The sequence below is a fragment of the Sandaracinus amylolyticus genome (assembly GCF_000737325.1).
GTDB lineage: Bacteria > Myxococcota_A > Polyangia > Polyangiales > Sandaracinaceae > Sandaracinus > Sandaracinus amylolyticus.
The window spans coordinates 9377134-9395924 of record NZ_CP011125.1 but is presented as its reverse complement, the minus strand read 5'-3'; the positions used below and the strand labels follow the sequence as shown (position 1 = coordinate 9395924).

Below are 18791 nucleotides of genomic sequence, written 5' to 3'. Positions count from 1 at the left end.
CGCGCAGATCTCCCGCGATCTCACGCCGCGCCGCTGTGCCACCTCACGCCGCGGGCCGCCGTCGCGGTACCTTCGCGCACATGCGCTTCGCTCTTCGCCTCGCTCTCGTGCTCCTCGCCGGCGTCGCCGTGACCGCGTGCGGCGACGACGACGCTCCAGGCGCCGACGCGTCGTTCGCCGACGGTCCACGTTGCACCACCGACGACGAGTGCGACGACGACGACTTCTGCGACGGCGTCGAGCGATGTCAGCCGTCGTCGGCGTCGGCCGATGCGCGTGGATGCATCGAGCCCGCGCGCGGCGCGTGCCTCGACGGACAGATCTGCGACGGTGACGCGCGCACCTGCACCACGGACTGCGCGATCATCGACGACGCCGACGGCGACGGTGCGATCGCGATGGAATGCGGTGGCGGGGACTGCGACGACTCCGACGCTCGGCGCTTCCCCGGCGCGACCGAGGCCTGCGACCTCGACGGGCGCGACGAGGACTGCGATCCGAGCACGTTCGGGTTCCGCGACGCCGACGGAGATCGCTTCGCCGACGCGACGTGCTGCAACGGCGACGTGTGCGGCGACGACTGCGACGATCAAGCGCCCTCGGTGAACCCGACGGGCGCCGAGCTCTGCAACGAGCGCGACGACGACTGCGACGATCTCGTCGACGAGCAGGCGGGCATCGCGTGCTGGGCGGATCTCGACTCCGATGGATACGCGCTCGCGGGCTCCACCGAGGTGCGCATGTGCGGCAGCTGCGGCGCGCAGCAGACCTCGCGCGCGCCGACCGAAGGCGCGATCGACTGCGACGACGACGCCGCGTCGGTGCGCCCGGGCGCCGCCGACGATCAGTGCGACGAGCTCGACAACGACTGCGACGACGCGATCGACGAGGACGCGACCAGCGCGTCGCATCGGCTCTTCTTCGTCGACGCGGACGCGGACGGATTCGGCGACGGGAGCGACGTGGGGATGCGCATCTGCGCGGCGAGCGTGCCCGGTCGCTCGCTGCAGCCGGGAGACTGCGACGACGACGTCGCGACGAGGTACCCGGGCGCGCCCGAGCTCTGCAATCGTCTCGCGGACGACTGCGTCGCGTGGCCGTCCGGCGCGACCACCGCACCGGCGCGCCTCGAGGAGGATCGCGATGGAGACGGTGTCTCCGCGATCGACGCGACGTGCAGCGGCGGCCCGTACCCGAAGCTCGACTGCGCCGACGACGACATCCGTCGCGTGCACTGCGATCCGATCCCGCACGACGTCGCGACCGACGAGATCCAGCGCGTGCGCGCCGGAGACATCGACGGCGACGGCGACGTGGACCTCGTCGCGTGGATGACCTCGATGGCGCTCGCGTTCCGCAACGACGGCACCGGCACCTTCGTGCGCGAGCCGATCGGCGCGGCCGACCACACGCGCGCAGCGGCGCTCGTCGACGTCGACGCCGATGGCGACCTCGACGTGCTGACGTACGCCTCCCGCGTCGGCTGGTACGAGCGCGGCGCGGCGGGCACGTGGACGTGGCACGCGGTCGGCGCGACCGCGGATCGCACCGGCACGAGCCGCGTCCCCGCGGCCGACCTCGACGGCGACGGCCTCGTCGAGATCGTCGTGTTCGCCGCCGACGATCTCGCGGTCTGGCACCGCGTCTCGGGCACGTGGCAGCGTCATCCGGTCGCGACGGACGCGGGCGCGCAGCTCGCGAATCCGATGCTCGTCGACGTCGACGGCGGGGGCTCGCTCGACATCCTCGTGACGACGCCCGATCGCACGTGGGTCTATCGCTCGTCGGGATCGATCACCGGCACGTGGGCGCGCTCCGACGTGTGCCTGGGCGGCGAGAACGACGTCGACGTCTTCGACCTCGAGCCCGACGGCGATCTCGACGTCGCGTTCACGCCTTCCGGCGTCCTCGGCAGCGTCGCGCGGTGCACGAACACCGGCACGTCGAGCTGGACGTCGCGCGGCATCACGACGATCGGCTACGCCGGGGACCTCGAGGGCGGCGATCTCGACGGCGACGGCGACGGCGATCTGCTCATCGCCGGCAGCGGGCCGCTGCACTGGCAGGAGGGGCGCCCGCTCGATCTCGAGCGGCACGAGCTGCTGCCCGACCCGCCGGGCAACACGAACATGACGGTCGCGATCGGCGACCTCGACGGCGACGGCGACAACGACGTCGTCGTCGCGCAGCGTGGATCGCCGGCGCGCCTGTTCTGGCTCGAGATGTCGGGCGGCGTCTTCTCGATCCCGTGACGCGGGGGCGCGCGGAGCGCGCGGGCGACCGTTCTCTCGGCGAGAGAAAGGGCGCTCGAGACCCTCGAGAGCCATTCTCCAGGCGAGAGAAAGGCTCAGGAGCTGCTCGAGAGCCATTCTCCAGGCGAGAGAAGGGCTCAGGAGCTGCTCGAGAGCCGTTCTCCAGGCGAGAGAAGGGCTCAGGAGCTGCTCGAGAGCCGTTCTCCAGGCGAGAGAAGGGCTCGCGAGGTGCTCGAGAGCCGTTCTCCAGGCGAGAGAAAGGCTCGCGAGGTGCTCGAGAGCCATTCTCCAGGCGAGAGAACGCCCCTCGAGGCCCTCGAGCGGCTCCCGCGCGATCAGAACAGGATCGAGCAGCTCGCGGTCGTCTCCGCGACGTTGTTCGCGTCGCGGCACTCGATCACGTCCTCGGCGCTCGGATCGCCGTCGTCGTTCGCGACCACCCGGAAGCGCACCGTCTCGCCGGGCTCGCGACCGTCGAGCGGGTAGGGCACGCCGAAGCGCTCGCTCTCGCCGGGCAGCAGCGCGCGCGTCGTGGTCACCCGCGTGATCAGCGCGAAGCTGCCCGCCTCCTCGGCGTACACCGCGATCGTCGCGCCCGCGGGGATCGCCGACCATCCGTCGTTGCGCACCGAGAAGTAGAGCGTCATCGACGCGCCGCACGCGCGCAGATCGACGGCGAGCTCGATCGGCGTCGGGTCCGGCAGGTTCGTCGCGCCCGGCTGCACGTTGAGCCGGAAGTCGTTGAGCCCCGGCACCTGCCAGTTGCGCCGCTCGACGCGCGGGATCTCGCCGCGCTCGCTCACGTTCGTCACGTGATAGGCGTGCTGGTTCCAGATGCGGCGCGTGCCGACCCAGTCGCGCGTCGGGCTCGCGAACACGCGCACGCCGTGCGTGCCGACGTTCTCGCCCGCGGTGATGCGCGCCATCTCGCACTCGCCGAGCTCGGGACGCAGCGGGCACGTCGTGTAGCCGCTGCCGTAGTCGTTCGATGCGACGACGATCTCGGCGTGCCCGTCGGTGTCGACGTCGACGACGACCGGGTACTCCCAGAGCGTCGCGGTCGTGTTGCAGAGACAGAAGCGCACGTCGCCGTCGGTGCCGTCGTAGACGCGCAGCCAGTAGTGGTCGTTGTAGACGACCTCCGCGACGCCGTCTCCGTCGAAGTCGAACACGCTCGAGCCCGTCTTGCGCGAGCTGCGATCGTCGGAGATCGACGCCCAGCGGCGCGTGCCGTCGGGCTCGAACACCGCGTATGCGTACGCGCCCGCGACGCCGATCTCGGCGTCGGGATCGTCGTCGAAGTTCGCGATCGTCGGCGGGCCCCCACCGCCCACGGTGCCCGCGGTGACGTCGGCCGCGGGCGCGAGCCCCGCGTTGATGTCGACCGGCGCGGCCCAGAAGTCGGTGCCGTCGTTGCGCAGCGCGCGCAGCCAGTGATCACCCGCGTACGGCGCAGGCGTGAACGCCGAGTGCACGACGATGATCTCCGGCGTGCCGTTTCGATCGAGATCGCCGATCGCCGGATATCCGTCGTTGAACTCGGCGGTGCGGTCGTAGAGCACGCTCCCGTCGGCGCGATACGCCGCGTTGCCGCCGACGATCTCGAGATCGCCGTCGCCGTCGAGGTCGGCCGCGGTCGTGTAGTCGCACGGGTTGTGCGCGTTCGTCGCCCAGCCGCCGGTCCCGACGCAGTCGTGGTGCGACTCGACGTCCCCGCTGCGCGCGTCGAGCACCGTGTAGCGCACGAACACCTCGGGCACTCCGTCCGCGTCGAGATCCGCGATGCTCGGCGCGGCCTGCGCGCACGACACGCGCACATCGCTCGAGCGCCAGTAGAACGAGCCGTCGTGGTGGAACGCGATCACACCGCCGATGCCGTCGGCGTCCGACGCGCAGGTCACGATCTCGTTCCATCCGTCGCCGTCGATGTCGCCGATCGCGACCTGCGAGCCCGGGATCGTGCGATGCGCGGGATCGACCACGTCGAACACGCTCGACCCGTCGGCGCCGCTCACCGCGCGCAGCACTCCGTCGGACGAGTAGTTGCCGTACGCGCAGCCCATCCCCGCGACGCCGCAGAACGTGTTGAACACCACGTCGGGCACGTCGTCCGCGTCGGCGTCGCCGTCGCCGTCGTCGTCGTTCAGCGACGCGACCATCGGCGCCATCATCACCTGGTTGTACGCGGGCAGCGCCGCGCCCGCGCCGGTCCAGTGCCAGAGCAGCGTGGGCCGCACCTCGCCGCCGGTCGGACGCGCGACGCACTCCTCGCCGGTCGGCTGCGGCAGGCATCGACCGAGCGTGGGCTCGCAGTACTCGCCGGCTTCGCAGTCGATGAAGTCGTCGCACTCGGTGTCGGGCAGGAAGCAGCGATCGCTCGCGCAGACCTCGCCGTCGCCGCAGCAGATCTCGGCGCCGCTCTCGTCGTGGCAGCGCGCGCGCTCGCCGCACGCGGTGCGGCAGACGGCCTGCTCGCAGACCTGGCCATCGTCGCAGCACACGCTGCCGCAGAGCGACTCGCGCGCGCAGCACTCGACGTCGGTGCCGCACACCTCGCCCTCGCCGCAGCACGCCTCGCCGCACGCGCGCGTGCCGGCGCCGCACGCGACCGCCGCGTCCGAGCCCGCGTCGGGCGTGATCGCGCCGTCCATCCCCGCGACGCACGTGCCGTCGATGCACGCCTGACCGCGACGGCAGTCACCGGCGCTCTCGCACGCGCCGGAGCCCCCACCTCCGCAGTCGCAGCCGACGAGCAGCACCGCGAGCACCACGCACGCACACCACGACGAAGCGCGAAGCATCCGCCCACGCTCTCACGCCTTTGCGCGAAAGGTCCAGCGATGTGCGATTGCGCGCCGCGCCGATGGCTCGCACCGTTGCGCCCCCATGAACGACCTCGATCATCCCTCGCGCGAGCCACGTCGCCCGCTCGCTCCCGTTGTCGTCGGCGCGATCGTCCTCGGAGGCGCGGGCGCGCTCGCCGCGTCGAGCTTCGGCGCGTTGCCCGCGATCGTCACCGCGCTCGGCGCCGCGCTCGTCGGTGGGCTCGGCGCGCTCGCGATCGCGAGCGGTCGTCGCGCGCTCGGCATCGCGTCGATCGTGCTCGGGCTCGGCGCGCTCGCGTGCTGCGGCACGAGCGGGCTCGCCTATCGCGGCGTGCAGTCGCTCGTGCCCGACGCCGTCGCGCTCGAGCCGGTCGCGGCGGGAGATCGCCGCTGGCTGCGCCATCCGACGCTCGGCTTCCTCGTCGGCGATCCCGGCGAAGGCTGGCAGGACGCTTCGGGCTCGCCCGTCGCCGCCGGGCTTGGCATCGCGATGAGCGCGGTCGGCGCGTCCGAGGGGACGTGGATGTGGACGCAGCCCGAATTCGGCGCGAACGTGCTCGTCGCAGCGGTGCGACCGCATGCGCCGCCGACGCCCGAGAACGCGCGCGCGTTCCTCGAGGGCGCGGTCACGGGCGGGCTGCGGCGCGAGACGGTCGAGCTCGCGCCGTCGCGGGTGCGCTGGGACGACGAGCGGCGCGAGATCTGGGCGCGCGCGCACGGGATGCGCGCGTCGGGACCGCTCGGCGTGAGCGCGCGCTACCTCGCGTGGATCGACGCGAGCGCGCAGTGGCACGCGCTCATCGTGCTGGTGACGTCGCACCCCGACGACGACTGGACGTCGTTCCTGCTCGACGTGCACACGCCGGGCGAGCGATGGCGCGGACCGGGCGTAGCTCCGCCCGGCTTCGAGGTCGCGCGCGAGACGCTGCTCGCCGCGCGCGCCGCGCACACGACCGAACTCGTGCGCGAGGTCGCGAGTGACGTCGTGCCGCCGGCGCCGGGAGCGGACTGGCCGTTCGAGCTCGTGCGCTACGAGTCGCGTGTCGGTCCGCTCGCCGCGTATCTCTCGCGCGGTGCGGCGCAGCTCGCGCGCGGCGAGGAGCGCAGGCCCGCGGTGCTCTGGCTGCACGGTGGGTTCTCGATCGACGAGGGCCCGGAGAGCGTCGCGTTCGCGCTCGCCGAAGCGGGGATCGTCGTGATGGCGCCGACGCTGCGCGGCGAGGACGGCAATCCCGGTCGACTCGAGCTCTTCCTCGGCGAGGTCGACGACGCGCGCGCTGCGCTCGATCACCTGCGCGCGCTGCCGACCGTCGATCCCGAGCGCGTCGTGGTGATGGGCCACTCGGTCGGCGGCACGCTCGCGCTGATGCTCGCGGAGACGCACGCGCCTGCGCGTGCGTTCGTGTCGTTCGGGCCGATGGCGGACACCGTCGACCTGAACGCGCTCTTCCCGGACGAGCAGGGCGCGATCTACGACGCGCGTCGGGTCGAGGAGAGCTGGGTGCGCTCGCCGCTCGCGTTCCTCGCCGACCTCGAGGCACCGACGTTCGTCGTCGAGGGCGAGCTCGGCAACGCGGCGCAGGCGCGGGCGCTCGCGGCCGCCGCGCCCGCGGGCTCGCCGCTCCGCGTGATCGTCGCGGAGGGCGATCACTTCGATCTCGTCGCGCCCGTGGTCGCGCTGCTCACGCCGCGCCTGCGCGGCGACGCGCCGATCGCGCTCACGCAGAGCGAGGTCGACGCGATCGCCGCGCAGCGATGAGCGCTCAGCGCGTCGCGACGTGCGCGGGCGGCGGCGTGTACTGCTCGACCACGTTGCGCACCGGCTCCTGGGTGCGGAGGAACGCGTAGATCGCAGCGAGATCGTCGTCGCTCATGCCCGCGTACGCGCTCCACGGCATCGGCGAGCTGCGGCCGTCCTCACCGACGATCGGCTGCTCGCCGCGGTGCGCGCGGAAGCGGTTCACGAACCCCTCCTCGGTCCACAGGCCGATGCCGGTCTCGCGATCGGGCGTGAGGTTCGCGGTGCGATGGATCGCGCCGTTCGGCATGCGCATCTCGTTGCCGCCCGCGAAGGGCTCGCCGACCACCTCGATGCCCTCGCGGCGCGTGTGGCAGTCCGCGCACCCCGCGATGCGCGTCAGGTAGCGGCCGCGCTCCTCGCGCGGCGTGCTCGCGTCGGGGCACGCCCAGGGCTCGGCCGCGTCGGGCACGGTGCGCAGCAGGAGCGTCAGCGGGAAGTCGACGCGCGGCTCGGCGACGTCGTTCTCGATCGGCTCGAGCGAGCGCATCCACGCGACCACCGCCTCGACGTCCTCGCCGCAGAGATGGCGGTAGTTCTCGTAGCGCATGATCGGGATCAGCGCGTCGCCCTCGCGATCGACGCCGACCGTGAGCGCGCGCGCGAGCTCGCCGTCGGTCCAGTCGCCGAGCGCGGCGGGCGTGATGTTCGCGGACCACGCGTCGAAAGGCAGCCCCTCGGCGGCGCCGAACGCCTGACCACCGCGACCGATCGTGCCCGGCACCACCGGGCCCGAGAAGCGCGTGCGATCGACGTCGGAGTGGCACGTCGTGCAGTGCGCGACGTGCTCCGCGATGTACCGACCGCGCTCGATCTGCTCGGCCGTGCGCGCGACGTGCAGATCGGCGGGCGGCGGCGCGTAGGGCGTGGCTCCCAGGAACCCGGCGAGCGCCGCGCCCGCGAGCCCGACCACCACGCCCACACCAACCGCGATCCTCCTGCCGACCTTGCCCATCTCGACCTCTCCTCGCGCACGCCGTCGGTGCGCGACATGGAGTTGGCGCGAGGGGGGTCGGTCCAGTTCTTCAATGATTCCTAGGGTGAATTAGGGTTCCTCTAGGAATCGCGACGACGGAACGAACGAGGCCGCGAGGCGAGCCTTCGCTCGCATCGCGGCCTCGATCTCAGCCGATCAGCCGATCACCAGCGATCGCCGCCGCCGCCACCACGGCCGCCGCGGCCACCGCCGCCGCCGCCGTAGCCGCCGCGGCCACCACCGCCGCCGCCGCCGCCGCCGAAGCCGCCGCGGCCACCACCACCGCCGCCGCCGCCGAAGCCGCCGCCGCCACCGCCGCCACGCGGGCGATCCTCGGCGACGTTCACGCGGAGCGGGCGACCGTCCAGCATGGAGCCGTCGAGATCACCGATCGCGCGCTTCGCGTCCTCGGCGCTCGCCATGGTGACGAACGCGAAGCCACGCGGGCGACCCGTCATGCGGTCCATCGGGACGTCCACGCGCTCCACGCCGCCGATGGCCTCGAAGGTCGCGCGGAGGGTGTCCTCGGTGGTGTGGAACGAAAGATTGCCCACGTAGAGACGGTTGCTCATCGAATCCTCGAATTCAGCTCTCGGAGAGGCACGACACCGTCGAGAGAGCCTCGAGCCCGGCGGGGTCGCCGCGACCTCGGCCGACTGCACGTTCGCTGTCGAACGTGAGCCGCTTCCTGCTGGAAGCGCGGGATCGCAGCACGTGACATCCGTCCGAGCGAGGCGAGGACCGAAGAGACGTGCGAAGGGGGACTATGCGCGTGAGAGCCATTCGTCGCAAGCTCCTGGACCTCGCGCGTCGGATCGCTGGACCCGGCGCGCGCGGGCTCCATGATGGAGCGATGGGCGGTCGCGCGGCGCGTCTGCTCGCTCGTGGCGCGCAGACGCGCTACGGATCCCGACACAGGAAAGAAGGCCCAGGTTTGTCGAACACCCCCACCAACACCGCAGTGCTCACGGTTCGCTCCATCAACCACGTGCCCGGAGGCGAGTCGTGAATCGCGGCTACGGTCAGGGGAAGCGCCAGCGCGAGGACGAGAAGGCGCGCAAGCAGAAGGAGAAGGATCGCCGCCGCATGGAGCGTCGCGAGATGGGCCCGGGCGAGATCCCGGTCCAGAGCGCGGCCGAGCTGCAGGAGGCGTCTCCGTCGATCGAGGACATCATGCGCTCGCTCGAGCGCGGCGGCAGCGGCGAGGACCGCTCGGCGAACGCAGTGCCGGCGCGCCTCTTCGTCGGTGGACTCTCGGACGAGGTCACCGAGGACGATCTCGCGCAGGTGTTCGGCCAGTTCGGCCGCATCGCCGACTGCATCGTGATGCGCGATCGCGACAGCCGTGCGCCGCGCGGGTTCGGGTTCGTGACGATGGCGGACCGCAAGGACGCGCCGCGCGCGATCGCGGGCCTCGACGGCACCGACCTCAAGGGCCGCACGCTCGTCGTGAACGTCGCGACCGAGCGCGGACGCTGAGTTGCCGGGGGAGGCTGCGCGCCTCCCCTCTCGACCCCTCGACTGCGCGCGGGTCTTCGACCCGCTTGCGGGTTGCGCGCTGCGCGCGCGTGTTGGGCTGCGCGCGTCTCTCTCGACCCCTCGACTGCGCGGGGTCCTCGACCCGCTTGCGGGTTGCGCGCTGCGCGCGCGTGTCGGGCTGCGCGTCTCCCCTCTCGACCGCTCGACTGCGCGCGTGGTCCTCGACCCGCTTGGGGCTGCGCGCGCGCGTTCGGGCTGCGCGTCTCGAGCCTTCGACGCGCCGGTCCTCGGCGCGGTCAGGCGATGCGCGGCAGCGTGATGCGGAACGTCGTGGTGTCGCCCGGCGTGCTCTCCGCGCGGATGCGGCCGCCGTGCGCTTCGACGATGCCGCGGCAGATGTAGAGCCCGAGGCCGAGGCCCTCGGTCTTGCTGCTGCGCGCCGCGCGCGATCGGCTGAAGCGATCGAACACGTGCGGGAGCTCCTCGGGGGCGATGCCGCGACCGCGGTTCGACACGAGCACGTCCACCTCGTTCGGCTCGGCGTCCGCGAGCACCTCGATGCGGATCGGGGTGCCGGGATCGCCGTATTTGTGCGCGTTCGAGATGAGGTTCACGAGCACCTGCTCGAGCCGCTGCGCATCACCACGCACCGTCGCGGTGCCGTGCTCGACGAGCTGCAGCTCGTGCCCCGCGAGCAGGTTCGTGTTGCGCTCCACCACCTCGCGCGCGAGCGCGCCGACGTCGATCTCGCGCTGCGTGATCGAGAGCCGTCGCGACTCGATGCGCGACGCGTCGAGCAGATCCTCGACCATGCGCGTCAGCGTGCGCGTGGACGACTGGATGCGATCGAGCGTCTTGCGCTCGCTCGGTCGCAGCGTGATCACGTGCCGCAACAGCCCGGTCGACATCGAGATCACGCTGAGCGGCTGGCGCAGGTCGTGCGCGATGATCGACGACCACTCGTCGCGCATGCGCTCGAGCTCCTTCACGACCGAGATGTCGCGGAACACCAGCACCGCGCCGACGACGCGCTCACCGACCCGCACCGGGGTCGCGCTCGCGAGGATCGGCACCGCGCGGCCTTCCGTCGTGCGCACCGCCAGCTCGATCCCCGCCGCGCTCTCGTGACGCTCCAGCGCGCGAGAGAGCGGACGCTCGGTCTCGGGCAGCGGCGCGCCGCGCGCATCGACCATCTCGTAGAGCGTGTCGATCGCCGCCGCGCCCGACGCTCCATCGCGCGCGAGCCGCCGCGCGGCCTCGTTCTGCGACACGATCCTGCCGTGCTCGTCCGTCAGCACGACGCCTTCCGGCATCTGCTCGATCACTGCGGACAGCCACGCGCTCTTCAGCGACACCGCCTCGTACGCGCGCGCGGTCTCGATCGCCGGTCCGACGCGCGCCGCGAGCATCCGGAGCACGCGCACGTCGGCCTCCGCGAACACCTCGCCCTTCTGCGTGCTCGCGACGAAGAGGCTGCCCACCGGCCGACCGCGGTGCACGATCGGCACCGCGGCGAGCGCGTGGAGGCGCGGAGGCCCGTCGCGGAGGCCGCCGAACGCCGCGTGCGTCGCGACGTCGCCGGTGAGCACGATCTCGCCGCTCGCCGCGACGCTGCCGAGCGTCCCGATCGCGTGGGGACGACCGAGCTCGCGCTCGAGCTCGGGATCGATCCCGATCACCGCCCAGTCCTCGAAGCGCTGCCCTGGATCGCTCCCGATCGCGACCGCGACCGCGTCGGCGCACGTGAGCAGCTGCGCCTGCAGCGCGATCGTGTGCAGCAGCGACGCGCGGCTGGTGTCCGGAAGCGCCGCGAGCTCCTCCGCGACCACGCTGCTCGCGCGCGTCACTCGCTCGAGCTCGTCGCGCAGCCTGCGCTCGGTCTCCGACGCGCGGCGCAGCTCGTCCTCCATCTCCTTGCGCGCGCTGATGTCGCGCGCGCTCGCCGAGATCATCAGCACGCGACCGTCACGTCCGATCACCGGCCACACCGTGACCGACACCGGGATGCGCCGGCCGTCCTTGTGCATCAGCAACGTCTCGTACGGCGCGACGCGCAGACCTCGCCGAAGCCGCGCGAACAGGCGCTCGGTGTCGTCGTGCAGCTCGGGCGGGACCAGCGGCGCGTAGGTCTCGCCGATCATCTCGCTCGCGCTCCAGCCGTAGAGCCGCTCCGCCGCCGGGTTCCACTCGGTCAACCGGCCGTCGACCGTGATCGCGACCACCGCGTCCTCGGCCGACTCGACCATGCTCGCGAACCGCGCGCGCTGCGCCTCGACCGCGCGCTCCTCGGTCACGTCGTCGACCTGCAGCGCGTGGAAGAGCAGGCGCCCCGCGCGATCGCGCAGCGCCGTCGCCGCGATGCGCACCGGGAACGTCGAGCCGTCGCTGCGCACGTGCTCCGAAGCGATGCGCGCGTGCCCGTTCGCCGCGTTCCGCTCGAGCATCGCGCGCGCCTCGTCGCGATGATCGGGCGTGTGCAGCGCGTCGAACGCGAGCCCGCGCAGCGCGTCGACGCTGGATCCGCGCTGCGCTGCGAGCGCGTCGTTCACCAGCTCGAGCGTGCCGTCCGGGCGCGCGAGCGCCGCGCCCCAGTCCGCGTGCTCGAAGAAGAGCTTCCACTTCGCGGCCTCGGCCGCCGCGACGTCGCGTGCCTCGTCGGCGCGATCGAGCGCGCGCGCGGTCGACGCGATCCACGCCGCACCGAGCAGCGTGGCGGCCACCGCGAAGAGCGCAGCGGACTCGAGCTGCGTGTAGAGCCCGCGCGTGTGCCCGACCGTCACGAGCAGCCCGAGCACCGGCACCGCGAAGAGCGCCGCGAAGAGCCGGCGCGCCATGTGACCGGCCGTGCGCGAGCCCCCGAGCACCCGCGCGAGGCCGGGACGAGGCCGCGCGATCACCACGCCGACCGAGAGCGCGAGCAGCGCGATCGCGGTGAGCACGCTCATGCCCGTCGTGCGCAGCGAGCGCGTCGCTTCGTGGAGCGCGGCCGCGCCGTACACGTGGCCGTAGAACGCGGTGAGCGCGATGACCGCGCCGATCGCGGCCGCCACCGCGGCGACGCGCGTCCCGACCGATCGGCGCGGCTCGATCGCGAGCAGGGCGATGCCGAGCGCCGTGAACGCGAGCGCGGTGTTCGGTCCCGGCAGCAGCGATCCCGCCGCGCGCCCGAAGCACGCGATGCGCTCGAGCGCGAGATCGATCCCGAGCAGGTACTGCGCGAGCGTGAGCGCACCGATCGCGGTCACGGCGAGCGCGAGCACGCGCGAGATCACGACCCGCGTCGTCCCGCTCGGGCCCGACGCCGCGCGCAGCGCGAGCGATGCGCCGGCGAGCGCGGCCGCGAGCGCGGTGGTCGGCATCATCGCGGGATGCGCGCGCGGTCCGAGCGGTGCGCGCGCCCACCACGAGGCGAGCATCGCGGTGCCGACCAGCGCGACGATCACGCCGATCGCGCGCGCGACGCGCGGCAGGTCCACCGCGAGCGCGGGCACCCCCGCGAGCGGGCGGACGAGCGTGGCCTGCGCGCGCATCGGCGGCCTCCGAAGAGGCAGCTAAGCAACGCGAGCGCTGGCTCAACGCGGCGGGATCACGACGCGTTCACGATCGCCCGCAGCGCCTCCGCGACCTGCTCGCCCTTCTCGGGGCTGGTGAACCGCGCGACCGCCGTCGCGAGGTGCGGCAGGAGCCGCTCCACGTCGCTCTTCGTGAGCGCCGTGGGATCGAGCTCCTCGCGGCGACACTGCGCCTGCATCACCGGCCACGGGAACGACGTGAAGCGCGCGAGCGCGTCGAACACCTCGCGCGAGATCTTCCCGAGCTGCACGCCCTGCGGCAGCGTGCGCTGCGCGAAGCCGCTCATCGTGCGAGGCGGTGCTGGTGCGCGTCGAGCTGGCTCGACGGCGCCATGATGAACTCACAACGCTCGTCGCCGCGCGCCAGACAACGGAGCTCGCGGCCGTGCACGTCGATCTGGAACGCCTCGCTGCACCAGCCCGCCGAGTAGCCCGCGCTGAACAAGCACGCGGTGTCCGCGGTGCGGCGCTTCTGCGACGCGAGCACCTCGGTCTCGAACGTGTTCGGGTGCAGGTAGTGCAGGAAGTACGAGTCGTTCGGCGCGGGCGCGCTGTCCTCGAGGATCTCGACGATCGCCCAGCCCGCGTGCGCGAAGTGCACGGGCCCCGCGGCGAGGCGATCGACGCCCTCCTCGCCACCGAGCCGCGCGACGAACGCGCGCGCATCGCTGCGGCCGATCTCGCGTGCGGTGTTGTAGACGAACGCGCGCGCGGTCTCGGCGCCGAAGGTCTCTTCGAGCGCGTCGAACCAACTCAGGTAGAGGCTCTCGCAGCGCATCAGGACGTAGCGCTCGCCGCCGATGCGCACCGAGCCGTTCTCCGGCTCGCGCTGCATCCGCGAGAACATCGCTCCGACGTACTGCTCGGCCTGCGCGAACGGCGGCTCCATCGGCGTGGGCACTCGGACGCTCTTGAGCATGAGTACGGTTCTACCTGAGCGGCAATACCCACCACAACGGAAACAACGCTCCCCTACTGGAATGGCGAGTGGCGCGCGTCGTGCTGGAAGAGCGTCGGAGGTCCCGACCGTGGGGCGAGGACGGAGGACGATGCGACGCTGCGAGACGAAGCAGCGCTGCGATGGAGCGCAGCGCGCGAGGGTGCGAGACCGAGCTCGACGGCGCGTCGGTCCAGCGAGTCTCGTCGCGATGCTCGTGGCGCTCGCGGGATGCGGCGAGAGCACGACGAGCCTGCTCGTCGTGGTCACCGCGGATCCAGACGTCCGCGAGCGCAGCGCGTCGGTGCGCCTCCAGGTCACCGGCGGGCACGACGGCGACACGTCGGAGCTCGACGAGACGCACCAGACGAACGAGGACGCGTGGCCGCTGCGCGCGGTGATCGTGCCGATGCACGGCGACGCATCGCGCCCGGTCGACATCGCGCTCGAGGCGCTCGACGCGAACGAGCGCGCGGTCGCGCGCATCCGCGCGGCGCCTGCGTTCGAGGCGGGGCGCACGCGCGTCGTCGCCCTGCACTTCGAGGCGTCGTGCCTCGGCGTGCTCTCGTGCGCAGCGGGGCAGACGTGCTCGGAGGGTCGCTGTGTCGCGGTCCCGCGCCAGACGCCCGACGCAGGCGTGCCCTCGATGCGCGACGACGGCGGCGCGCCCGCGCCTCGCGTCGACGCGGGCCCCTCGTGCCGCGCGGTGACGAGCTACGCGGACGTCGACGGCGACGGCTGGGGCGACGACGCGCGAAGTCGCTCGAGCTGCGAGGTCCCTGCGGGCTACGTCTCGCGCGCCGGGGACTGCGACGACACGTGCGCGCAGTGCACCCCGCGCGGCGGCGAGATCTGCGACGGCGCGCGCGACGAGGACTGCGATGGTCGCGTGGACGAGGACTGCGAGTGCGTGATCGCGCGCACCCGCGCCTGCCCCGGCGGCGACGACGTGTGCGTGCCCGGCGTGCAGACGTGCCTCCTCGGTCGCTGGGGCGAGTGCGACGGGCGCGTCGACCGTCGCGACGAGGAGTGCAACGCGCGCGACGACGACTGCGACGGGCGCATCGACGAGGATCTGCGTCGCGGGTGCGGTCGCGGATGTCACTCGACGTGCGTGCTCGGCGTGTGGGGCCCGTGTCGCGACGGCGGAGAGCGCTGCGACGACGACTGAGAGGTCGAGTACGCTCGCGCGCATGACGTGGCGCACGGGCGTGCTCGGGATCGCGATCGTCCTCGCGGGCGCGTGCGGCGCGCGCGACACCGCGCCGCCGCCCGAGCCGCCAGTACCGGTGCCGGTGGCCGACACGCCGCCGCCGCACGGCCCACCGATCCCGGGCCCGACGGCGCGATCGATCGTGCGCACGGAGCGACCCTTCGCGGTCACCGGCGCGCTGCCGGGCGCAGAGGAGCTCGTCGAGCGCGCGCGCCAGCACGCATCGGTCTGCTACGCGCAGGTGCCGAGCCCCGAGGGGGTGATGGAGCTCGCGATCGACGTCGCCGACGATCGCGTGCGCGACGTGCGGGTGGTGCGCGACGAGCTCGCGAGCTCGACCGTGCTCGCGTGCCTTCGCGAGCGCGTCCTCGCGATGCCGGTGCAGGGTTCGTCCGCGGCGTCGATCGTGGTCGCGTGGCGCTTCGCGAGCGCGCCGATCGACGTCGAGCGCGACTGCAGCGAGGACCGCGAGTGCGTGATGGTGAGCGGCGTGTGCGGTGAGCCGGTCTCGGTGCGCGAGGCCGTCCGGGACACCGCGCAGGCGCGCTACCGCCAGCTGAGCGCGGTCGCGACGTGCGCGGGCAACGTCCCCGCCGTGACCGCGGTCGCCCGATGTCGCGAGGGTCTCTGCACCGCGGTGCCGGTGCCGTGAGCGAGCGATCGCTGCACCGCGTCCACCGGTACGTCGGCCCGCCCGAGATCGCGGCGCACGCGCGCACCGAGCCCGCGGGCGCAGCGATCACGAGCGGCGAAGCGCTCGAGCGCGTCGCGCGCACGCTCGATCGTCGCGGCGTCGTGACCACGACCTACGTCGTCGATCTCGACGGCGTCCTGCGCATCGCGGATCGCTCGAGCGAGCACGTCGCGTGCGCCGGAGGCCGCCCGGTGCTCGCCGCGGGTGAGCTCGAGGTGAGCGGATCGCGCGTCGTGTCCGCGACGAACCTCTCGACCGGCTACTGCCCCGAGGCCGGGTGCTGGAGCGCGCTCGCGGAGGCCCTCGATCGCGCGGGGATCGCGCGGCCGAGCGCGTTCGCGCACGCGTTCGAGATGCGACGCTGCGTCGCGTGCGGCGCGCGCCAGGTGACGAAGGACGGTGAGCTCGAGTGCGTCGAGTGCGGCGCCGCGCTCGCTGCGCGATGGAACTTCGACGCGGTGCGCTGGCGTCGTGCGTGGTGCGGCCCGTGGATGATCGACGTCGTCGAGGCGCCCACGTCGCGCGACGAGGATCGCGTGGAGGTCGCGATCGAGAGCGATCGTGTGCGCCTCGCGCTCTCCGATGGAGCGGGAGGGACGGCGCACGGCGCGAGCGCCGCGCTTCGCGTCGCACGCATCGCCCTCGATCGCGAGGACCCCGCGACGGCGATCGCGCGCGCCGACGCAGCGCTCGCGTCGGTCGCGTCCGGCGAGGCGACCGCGGTCGTGATCGATGTCGAGCTCGGTGCGACCGCGCTGACGTGTCGCGGCGCGAGCGCCGGGGACTCGCGCGCGTGGATCGTCGGGCCCGATCGCATCGACGAGCTCACCGCGACGCAGCGGCGCAAGCCGCTCGTCGGATCGGGGCGCGCCGTGGTCGCTCCGTTCGCCGGCGGAGGGCCGTCGCTGCTCGTCGCGAGCGACGGCCTCGATGCGCCGGAGAGCGTGCTCGCGCGCTGCGTGCGCGAAGGCGGGGATGCGCTCGGGTGGGCGCTCGTCGACGCAGTGCGCCTGCCTTCGGGCGCACTGCGTGACGACGTCTCGGCGATCGTGATCCGCCGCGCGTGATCAGCGCGTGAGGATCGCCTCGTCCGCGGCGGTCGCGGGCGCGTCCAGCTGCGGCGGTCGCATCGACGCGAAGCGCGCGTCGTGATCGGGCGTGACTTCCTCGGGCGTCGCGCTCGCCTGCTCGTCGACGGCGGCGCCCACCAGCGCGGCCGCGCTGTCGTAGCCCCACGAGAGCACCTTCGCGATCACCACGGGATCGACCACGGTCTGCGGGTGCCACACCGTCGTGCGGAGCGTCGGCGCGTCGCCGCCCGCGCGCAGCGAAGCGAGCGGCACGACGAAGTCGCCCGCGCCGTAGCCCCCGATGCGCAGGCGTCCGTTCGACGCGCGCTCCACGCCCGTCTTGGTCGGATACCAGCTCGAGTAGAAGCGCACCGCGCGCTGCACGAGCGGGCTGTCGAAGAGCGTGTCGTGCAGCGCGTCGCGCATCGTCCGCAGCAACGCGCGCGGCGCGCGCCCCGGCTCCCAGCACGTCTCGTCGTCGACCAGGTGCGCGTCGAGCACCGCCCCGTGCGGGAAGAGCTGCACGAGACCCGGCCACGACGACGCCATCGCGCGCACGTCGTCGAACGTCTCGTCGATCGACGCTGCGCCGAGCGCGTGCATCAGCCACGGCTCGCCCAGGTGGGCCGCGACCGCGTCGAAGCTGCCGCCGAGCGGCACCGCGACGAACGCCACGCGCGAGAACGCGTCGAGATCGGCGTCGCTCCGCTGCGCCCACGCGCTCGCGACGAGCCCGCCCATCGAGTGCGCCACGAGGATCATCGGACGGCCGTGCTTCGCGCGCAGCGCGCGCACCTGATCGCCGAACCGACGCGCCTCGTCGCGCACGTCGCGCCGCCAGTCGTACGTGATCGTCTCGACGTGCATGCCGCAGAGCTGCCACGCGGTGATCGCCGGGCCGTACGCGAGATAGAGCGGCGCGCGCTCGGGCACCACGTCCGACTCCTCGTGCGGCCGCGCCCACGATGCGTCCGCGAGCGCGAGCCGACGCGCGACGCTGCCGGTCACGGTGCGCCCCGCGTGGCACCAGATGCGCGCGCTCGGATCGCTGCGCTCCGCGAGGTGCCCTCCGAGGATGCCGTGCACGACGACGACGACCGGACGCTCGACGTCGTCCGCGTCGAGCGTGTCCAGGGGCGCCTCGTTCGAGATGGCGCGCAACAGCGCCAGCGTCTCGAGTGGGAACAGCGCCGGTAGGTTCGTCTCCTCGTCGGAGCGGAATCGCTCGGCGAGCGCGTCCAGCGACGCGCGCTCGAGGAGCTCGAGCAGCGGTTTCGTCATCCCATCCCTCCCGGCGGCAGCATAACGCGCGCTCTCGCCGGACTGGCGAAGATCCTCGCGTGGGAACATGCGTTCTCGCCGCCGGGGGTGAGGCCTCGTGCCGCACTGCGCGCGCGTTCGTCGAGGATGTCCCCGACACGCGCGCGACGATCACCACGTCACGACGTACGAGCAGCTCGAGCCGTTCGAGTAGCGACACTCCGTGTGCCGCACCGACGCGTTCGTCGCGCCGGTCAGACGCAGGCCCATCTCGATCCACGCCGGGCATCCGGGCCCGCAGAAGAGCTGGTTGGGCGCGACGTCGTCGCCCACCGGCGCGTCGAGCGTCAGGCGCCAGTGACGCGGCCCCATGTCCTTCGGCGTCAACGTGCCGCTGTCGAAGTAGCGATTCCACAGCGAGCCGGTGCGCGAGAGCAGGAACTCGGGCGACCCGAAGCGCAGCGCCATCTTGTAGACGGTGCCGAGATCGTTGTCGGCGATGAACGCCGAGAGCTTCCGCATCTCGTCGTCGCGCGTGCGGTGCTCGGCGAGCAGCGTGGTGACCGCCCGATTGACCACGCCGATCGGCACCCACCCGCCCGCGAGCAGCATGCCGGACAGCACCTCTCGATCCTCACGACTGGCGCGCTCGACCACCGTGCTCCACGCCTGCTGACCGTAGGTCTGCACCGCGTAATTGCGCATGTGGAGGACG

14 protein-coding genes are annotated in these 18791 nt (G+C 72.9%); 6 read left to right on the top strand and 8 right to left on the bottom strand.

Translation table 11 applies throughout. From position 1 onward, the window contains the following. Nucleotides 1–80: 80 nt before the first annotated feature. Nucleotides 81–2252, top strand: coding sequence for a MopE-related protein (locus DB32_RS39800; RefSeq protein WP_169791706.1), 2172 nt, complete (start codon nucleotides 81–83; stop codon nucleotides 2250–2252). Nucleotides 2253–2587: 335 nt separating this feature from the next. On the opposite strand, the gene DB32_RS39795 is transcribed toward DB32_RS39800, so the two are convergent. Next, nucleotides 2588–5053, bottom strand: a complete 2466-nt coding sequence (locus DB32_RS39795; protein ID WP_053237881.1) for an FG-GAP repeat domain-containing protein — start codon at nucleotides 5051–5053, stop codon at nucleotides 2588–2590. A gap of 85 nt (nucleotides 5054–5138) precedes the next feature. Between DB32_RS39795 and DB32_RS39790 the strand changes: the two genes are divergently transcribed. Beyond that, nucleotides 5139–6836 carry an alpha/beta hydrolase family protein gene (locus tag DB32_RS39790; protein ID WP_053237880.1) on the top strand — a complete coding sequence of 566 codons (1698 nt, stop codon included), beginning with the start codon at nucleotides 5139–5141 and terminating at the stop codon, nucleotides 6834–6836. Nucleotides 6837–6840: 4 nt separating this feature from the next. Here the strand turns inward: DB32_RS39790 and DB32_RS39785 are convergent, their stop codons facing one another. Together DB32_RS39785 and DB32_RS39780 are read right to left on the bottom strand one after the other, a co-directional pair. After that, nucleotides 6841–7830: a hypothetical protein gene (locus tag DB32_RS39785; RefSeq protein WP_075097743.1), complete on the bottom strand. Its 990-nt coding sequence runs from the start codon at nucleotides 7828–7830 to the stop codon at nucleotides 6841–6843. A 185-nt stretch (nucleotides 7831–8015) separates the two neighbouring features. Next, nucleotides 8016–8423 (bottom strand): RNA recognition motif domain-containing protein, encoded by a 408-nt coding sequence (locus DB32_RS39780; protein WP_053237878.1) that lies wholly within the window; start codon nucleotides 8421–8423, stop codon nucleotides 8016–8018. A 433-nt stretch (nucleotides 8424–8856) separates the two neighbouring features. Here DB32_RS39780 and DB32_RS49265 point away from each other — a divergent pair, with 433 nt between their 5' ends. Continuing rightward, on the top strand, nucleotides 8857–9330 hold the full coding sequence (locus tag DB32_RS49265) for an RNA recognition motif domain-containing protein (RefSeq protein ID WP_205627118.1): 474 nt from the start codon (nucleotides 8857–8859) through the stop codon (nucleotides 9328–9330). 296 nt (nucleotides 9331–9626) lie between these two features. Here DB32_RS49265 and DB32_RS39770 read toward each other — a convergent pair whose 3' ends face one another. The 3 genes from DB32_RS39770 to DB32_RS48840 are packed head-to-tail and all read right to left on the bottom strand — an operon-like array spanning nucleotide 9627 to nucleotide 13821. Continuing rightward, complete coding sequence (locus DB32_RS39770; protein ID WP_053237877.1) at nucleotides 9627–12860, bottom strand: PAS domain S-box protein; 3234 nt, start codon at nucleotides 12858–12860, stop codon at nucleotides 9627–9629. A gap of 56 nt (nucleotides 12861–12916) precedes the next feature. Beyond that, nucleotides 12917–13189, bottom strand: coding sequence for a hypothetical protein (locus DB32_RS39765; RefSeq protein WP_053237876.1), 273 nt, complete (start codon nucleotides 13187–13189; stop codon nucleotides 12917–12919). Next, nucleotides 13186–13821: a V4R domain-containing protein gene (locus DB32_RS48840; RefSeq protein WP_053237875.1), complete on the bottom strand. Its 636-nt coding sequence runs from the start codon at nucleotides 13819–13821 to the stop codon at nucleotides 13186–13188. The genes DB32_RS39765 and DB32_RS48840 overlap by 4 nt, the downstream gene beginning before the upstream one ends. Before the next feature lie 229 nt (nucleotides 13822–14050). On the opposite strand from DB32_RS48840, the gene DB32_RS39755 reads away from it, so the two are divergent. From DB32_RS39755 to DB32_RS49260, 3 genes are read left to right on the top strand one after another with little or no spacing between them, the layout of a single operon-like run. Next, a complete protein-coding gene (locus tag DB32_RS39755; RefSeq protein WP_169791705.1) occupies nucleotides 14051–15010 on the top strand; it encodes a hypothetical protein in 960 nt (319 codons plus the stop codon). A 22-nt stretch (nucleotides 15011–15032) separates the two neighbouring features. Beyond that, on the top strand, nucleotides 15033–15704 hold the full coding sequence (locus DB32_RS39750) for a hypothetical protein (protein ID WP_053237873.1): 672 nt from the start codon (nucleotides 15033–15035) through the stop codon (nucleotides 15702–15704). Then, on the top strand, nucleotides 15701–16813 hold the full coding sequence (locus tag DB32_RS49260; RefSeq protein ID WP_053237872.1) for a hypothetical protein: 1113 nt from the start codon (nucleotides 15701–15703) through the stop codon (nucleotides 16811–16813). Before DB32_RS39750 ends, DB32_RS49260 begins: the two co-directional genes overlap by 4 nt. Here the strand turns inward: DB32_RS49260 and DB32_RS39740 are convergent, their stop codons facing one another. Then, nucleotides 16814–18097, bottom strand: a complete 1284-nt coding sequence (locus DB32_RS39740) for an esterase/lipase family protein (protein WP_053237871.1) — start codon at nucleotides 18095–18097, stop codon at nucleotides 16814–16816. Nucleotides 18098–18247: 150 nt separating this feature from the next. Further along, nucleotides 18248–18781, bottom strand: a complete 534-nt coding sequence (locus DB32_RS39735) for a hypothetical protein (RefSeq protein ID WP_053237870.1) — start codon at nucleotides 18779–18781, stop codon at nucleotides 18248–18250. Nucleotides 18782–18791: the final 10 nt, after the last annotated feature.

Excerpts from the sequence above, each read along its gene's own strand:
- DB32_RS39790 (WP_053237880.1), top strand. The coding sequence starts at position 5,139 with ATGAACGACCTCGATCATCCCTCGCGCGAGCCACGTCGCCCGCTCGCT.
- DB32_RS39785 (WP_075097743.1), bottom strand. The coding sequence starts at position 7,830 with ATGGGCAAGGTCGGCAGGAGGATCGCGGTTGGTGTGGGCGTGGTGGTC.
- DB32_RS39780 (WP_053237878.1), bottom strand. The coding sequence starts at position 8,423 with ATGAGCAACCGTCTCTACGTGGGCAATCTTTCGTTCCACACCACCGAG.
- DB32_RS48840 (WP_053237875.1), bottom strand. The coding sequence starts at position 13,821 with ATGCTCAAGAGCGTCCGAGTGCCCACGCCGATGGAGCCGCCGTTCGCG.
- DB32_RS39735 (WP_053237870.1), bottom strand. The coding sequence starts at position 18,781 with ATGCGCAATTACGCGGTGCAGACCTACGGTCAGCAGGCGTGGAGCACG.
- DB32_RS39740 (WP_053237871.1), bottom strand. The coding sequence starts at position 18,097 with ATGACGAAACCGCTGCTCGAGCTCCTCGAGCGCGCGTCGCTGGACGCG.
- DB32_RS39770 (WP_053237877.1), bottom strand. The coding sequence starts at position 12,860 with ATGCGCGCGCAGGCCACGCTCGTCCGCCCGCTCGCGGGGGTGCCCGCG.
- DB32_RS39795 (WP_053237881.1), bottom strand. The coding sequence starts at position 5,053 with ATGCTTCGCGCTTCGTCGTGGTGTGCGTGCGTGGTGCTCGCGGTGCTG.
- DB32_RS39765 (WP_053237876.1), bottom strand. The coding sequence starts at position 13,189 with ATGAGCGGCTTCGCGCAGCGCACGCTGCCGCAGGGCGTGCAGCTCGGG.
- DB32_RS39800 (WP_169791706.1), top strand. The coding sequence starts at position 81 with ATGCGCTTCGCTCTTCGCCTCGCTCTCGTGCTCCTCGCCGGCGTCGCC.
- DB32_RS39755 (WP_169791705.1), top strand. The coding sequence starts at position 14,051 with ATGCTCGTGGCGCTCGCGGGATGCGGCGAGAGCACGACGAGCCTGCTC.
- DB32_RS39750 (WP_053237873.1), top strand. The coding sequence starts at position 15,033 with ATGACGTGGCGCACGGGCGTGCTCGGGATCGCGATCGTCCTCGCGGGC.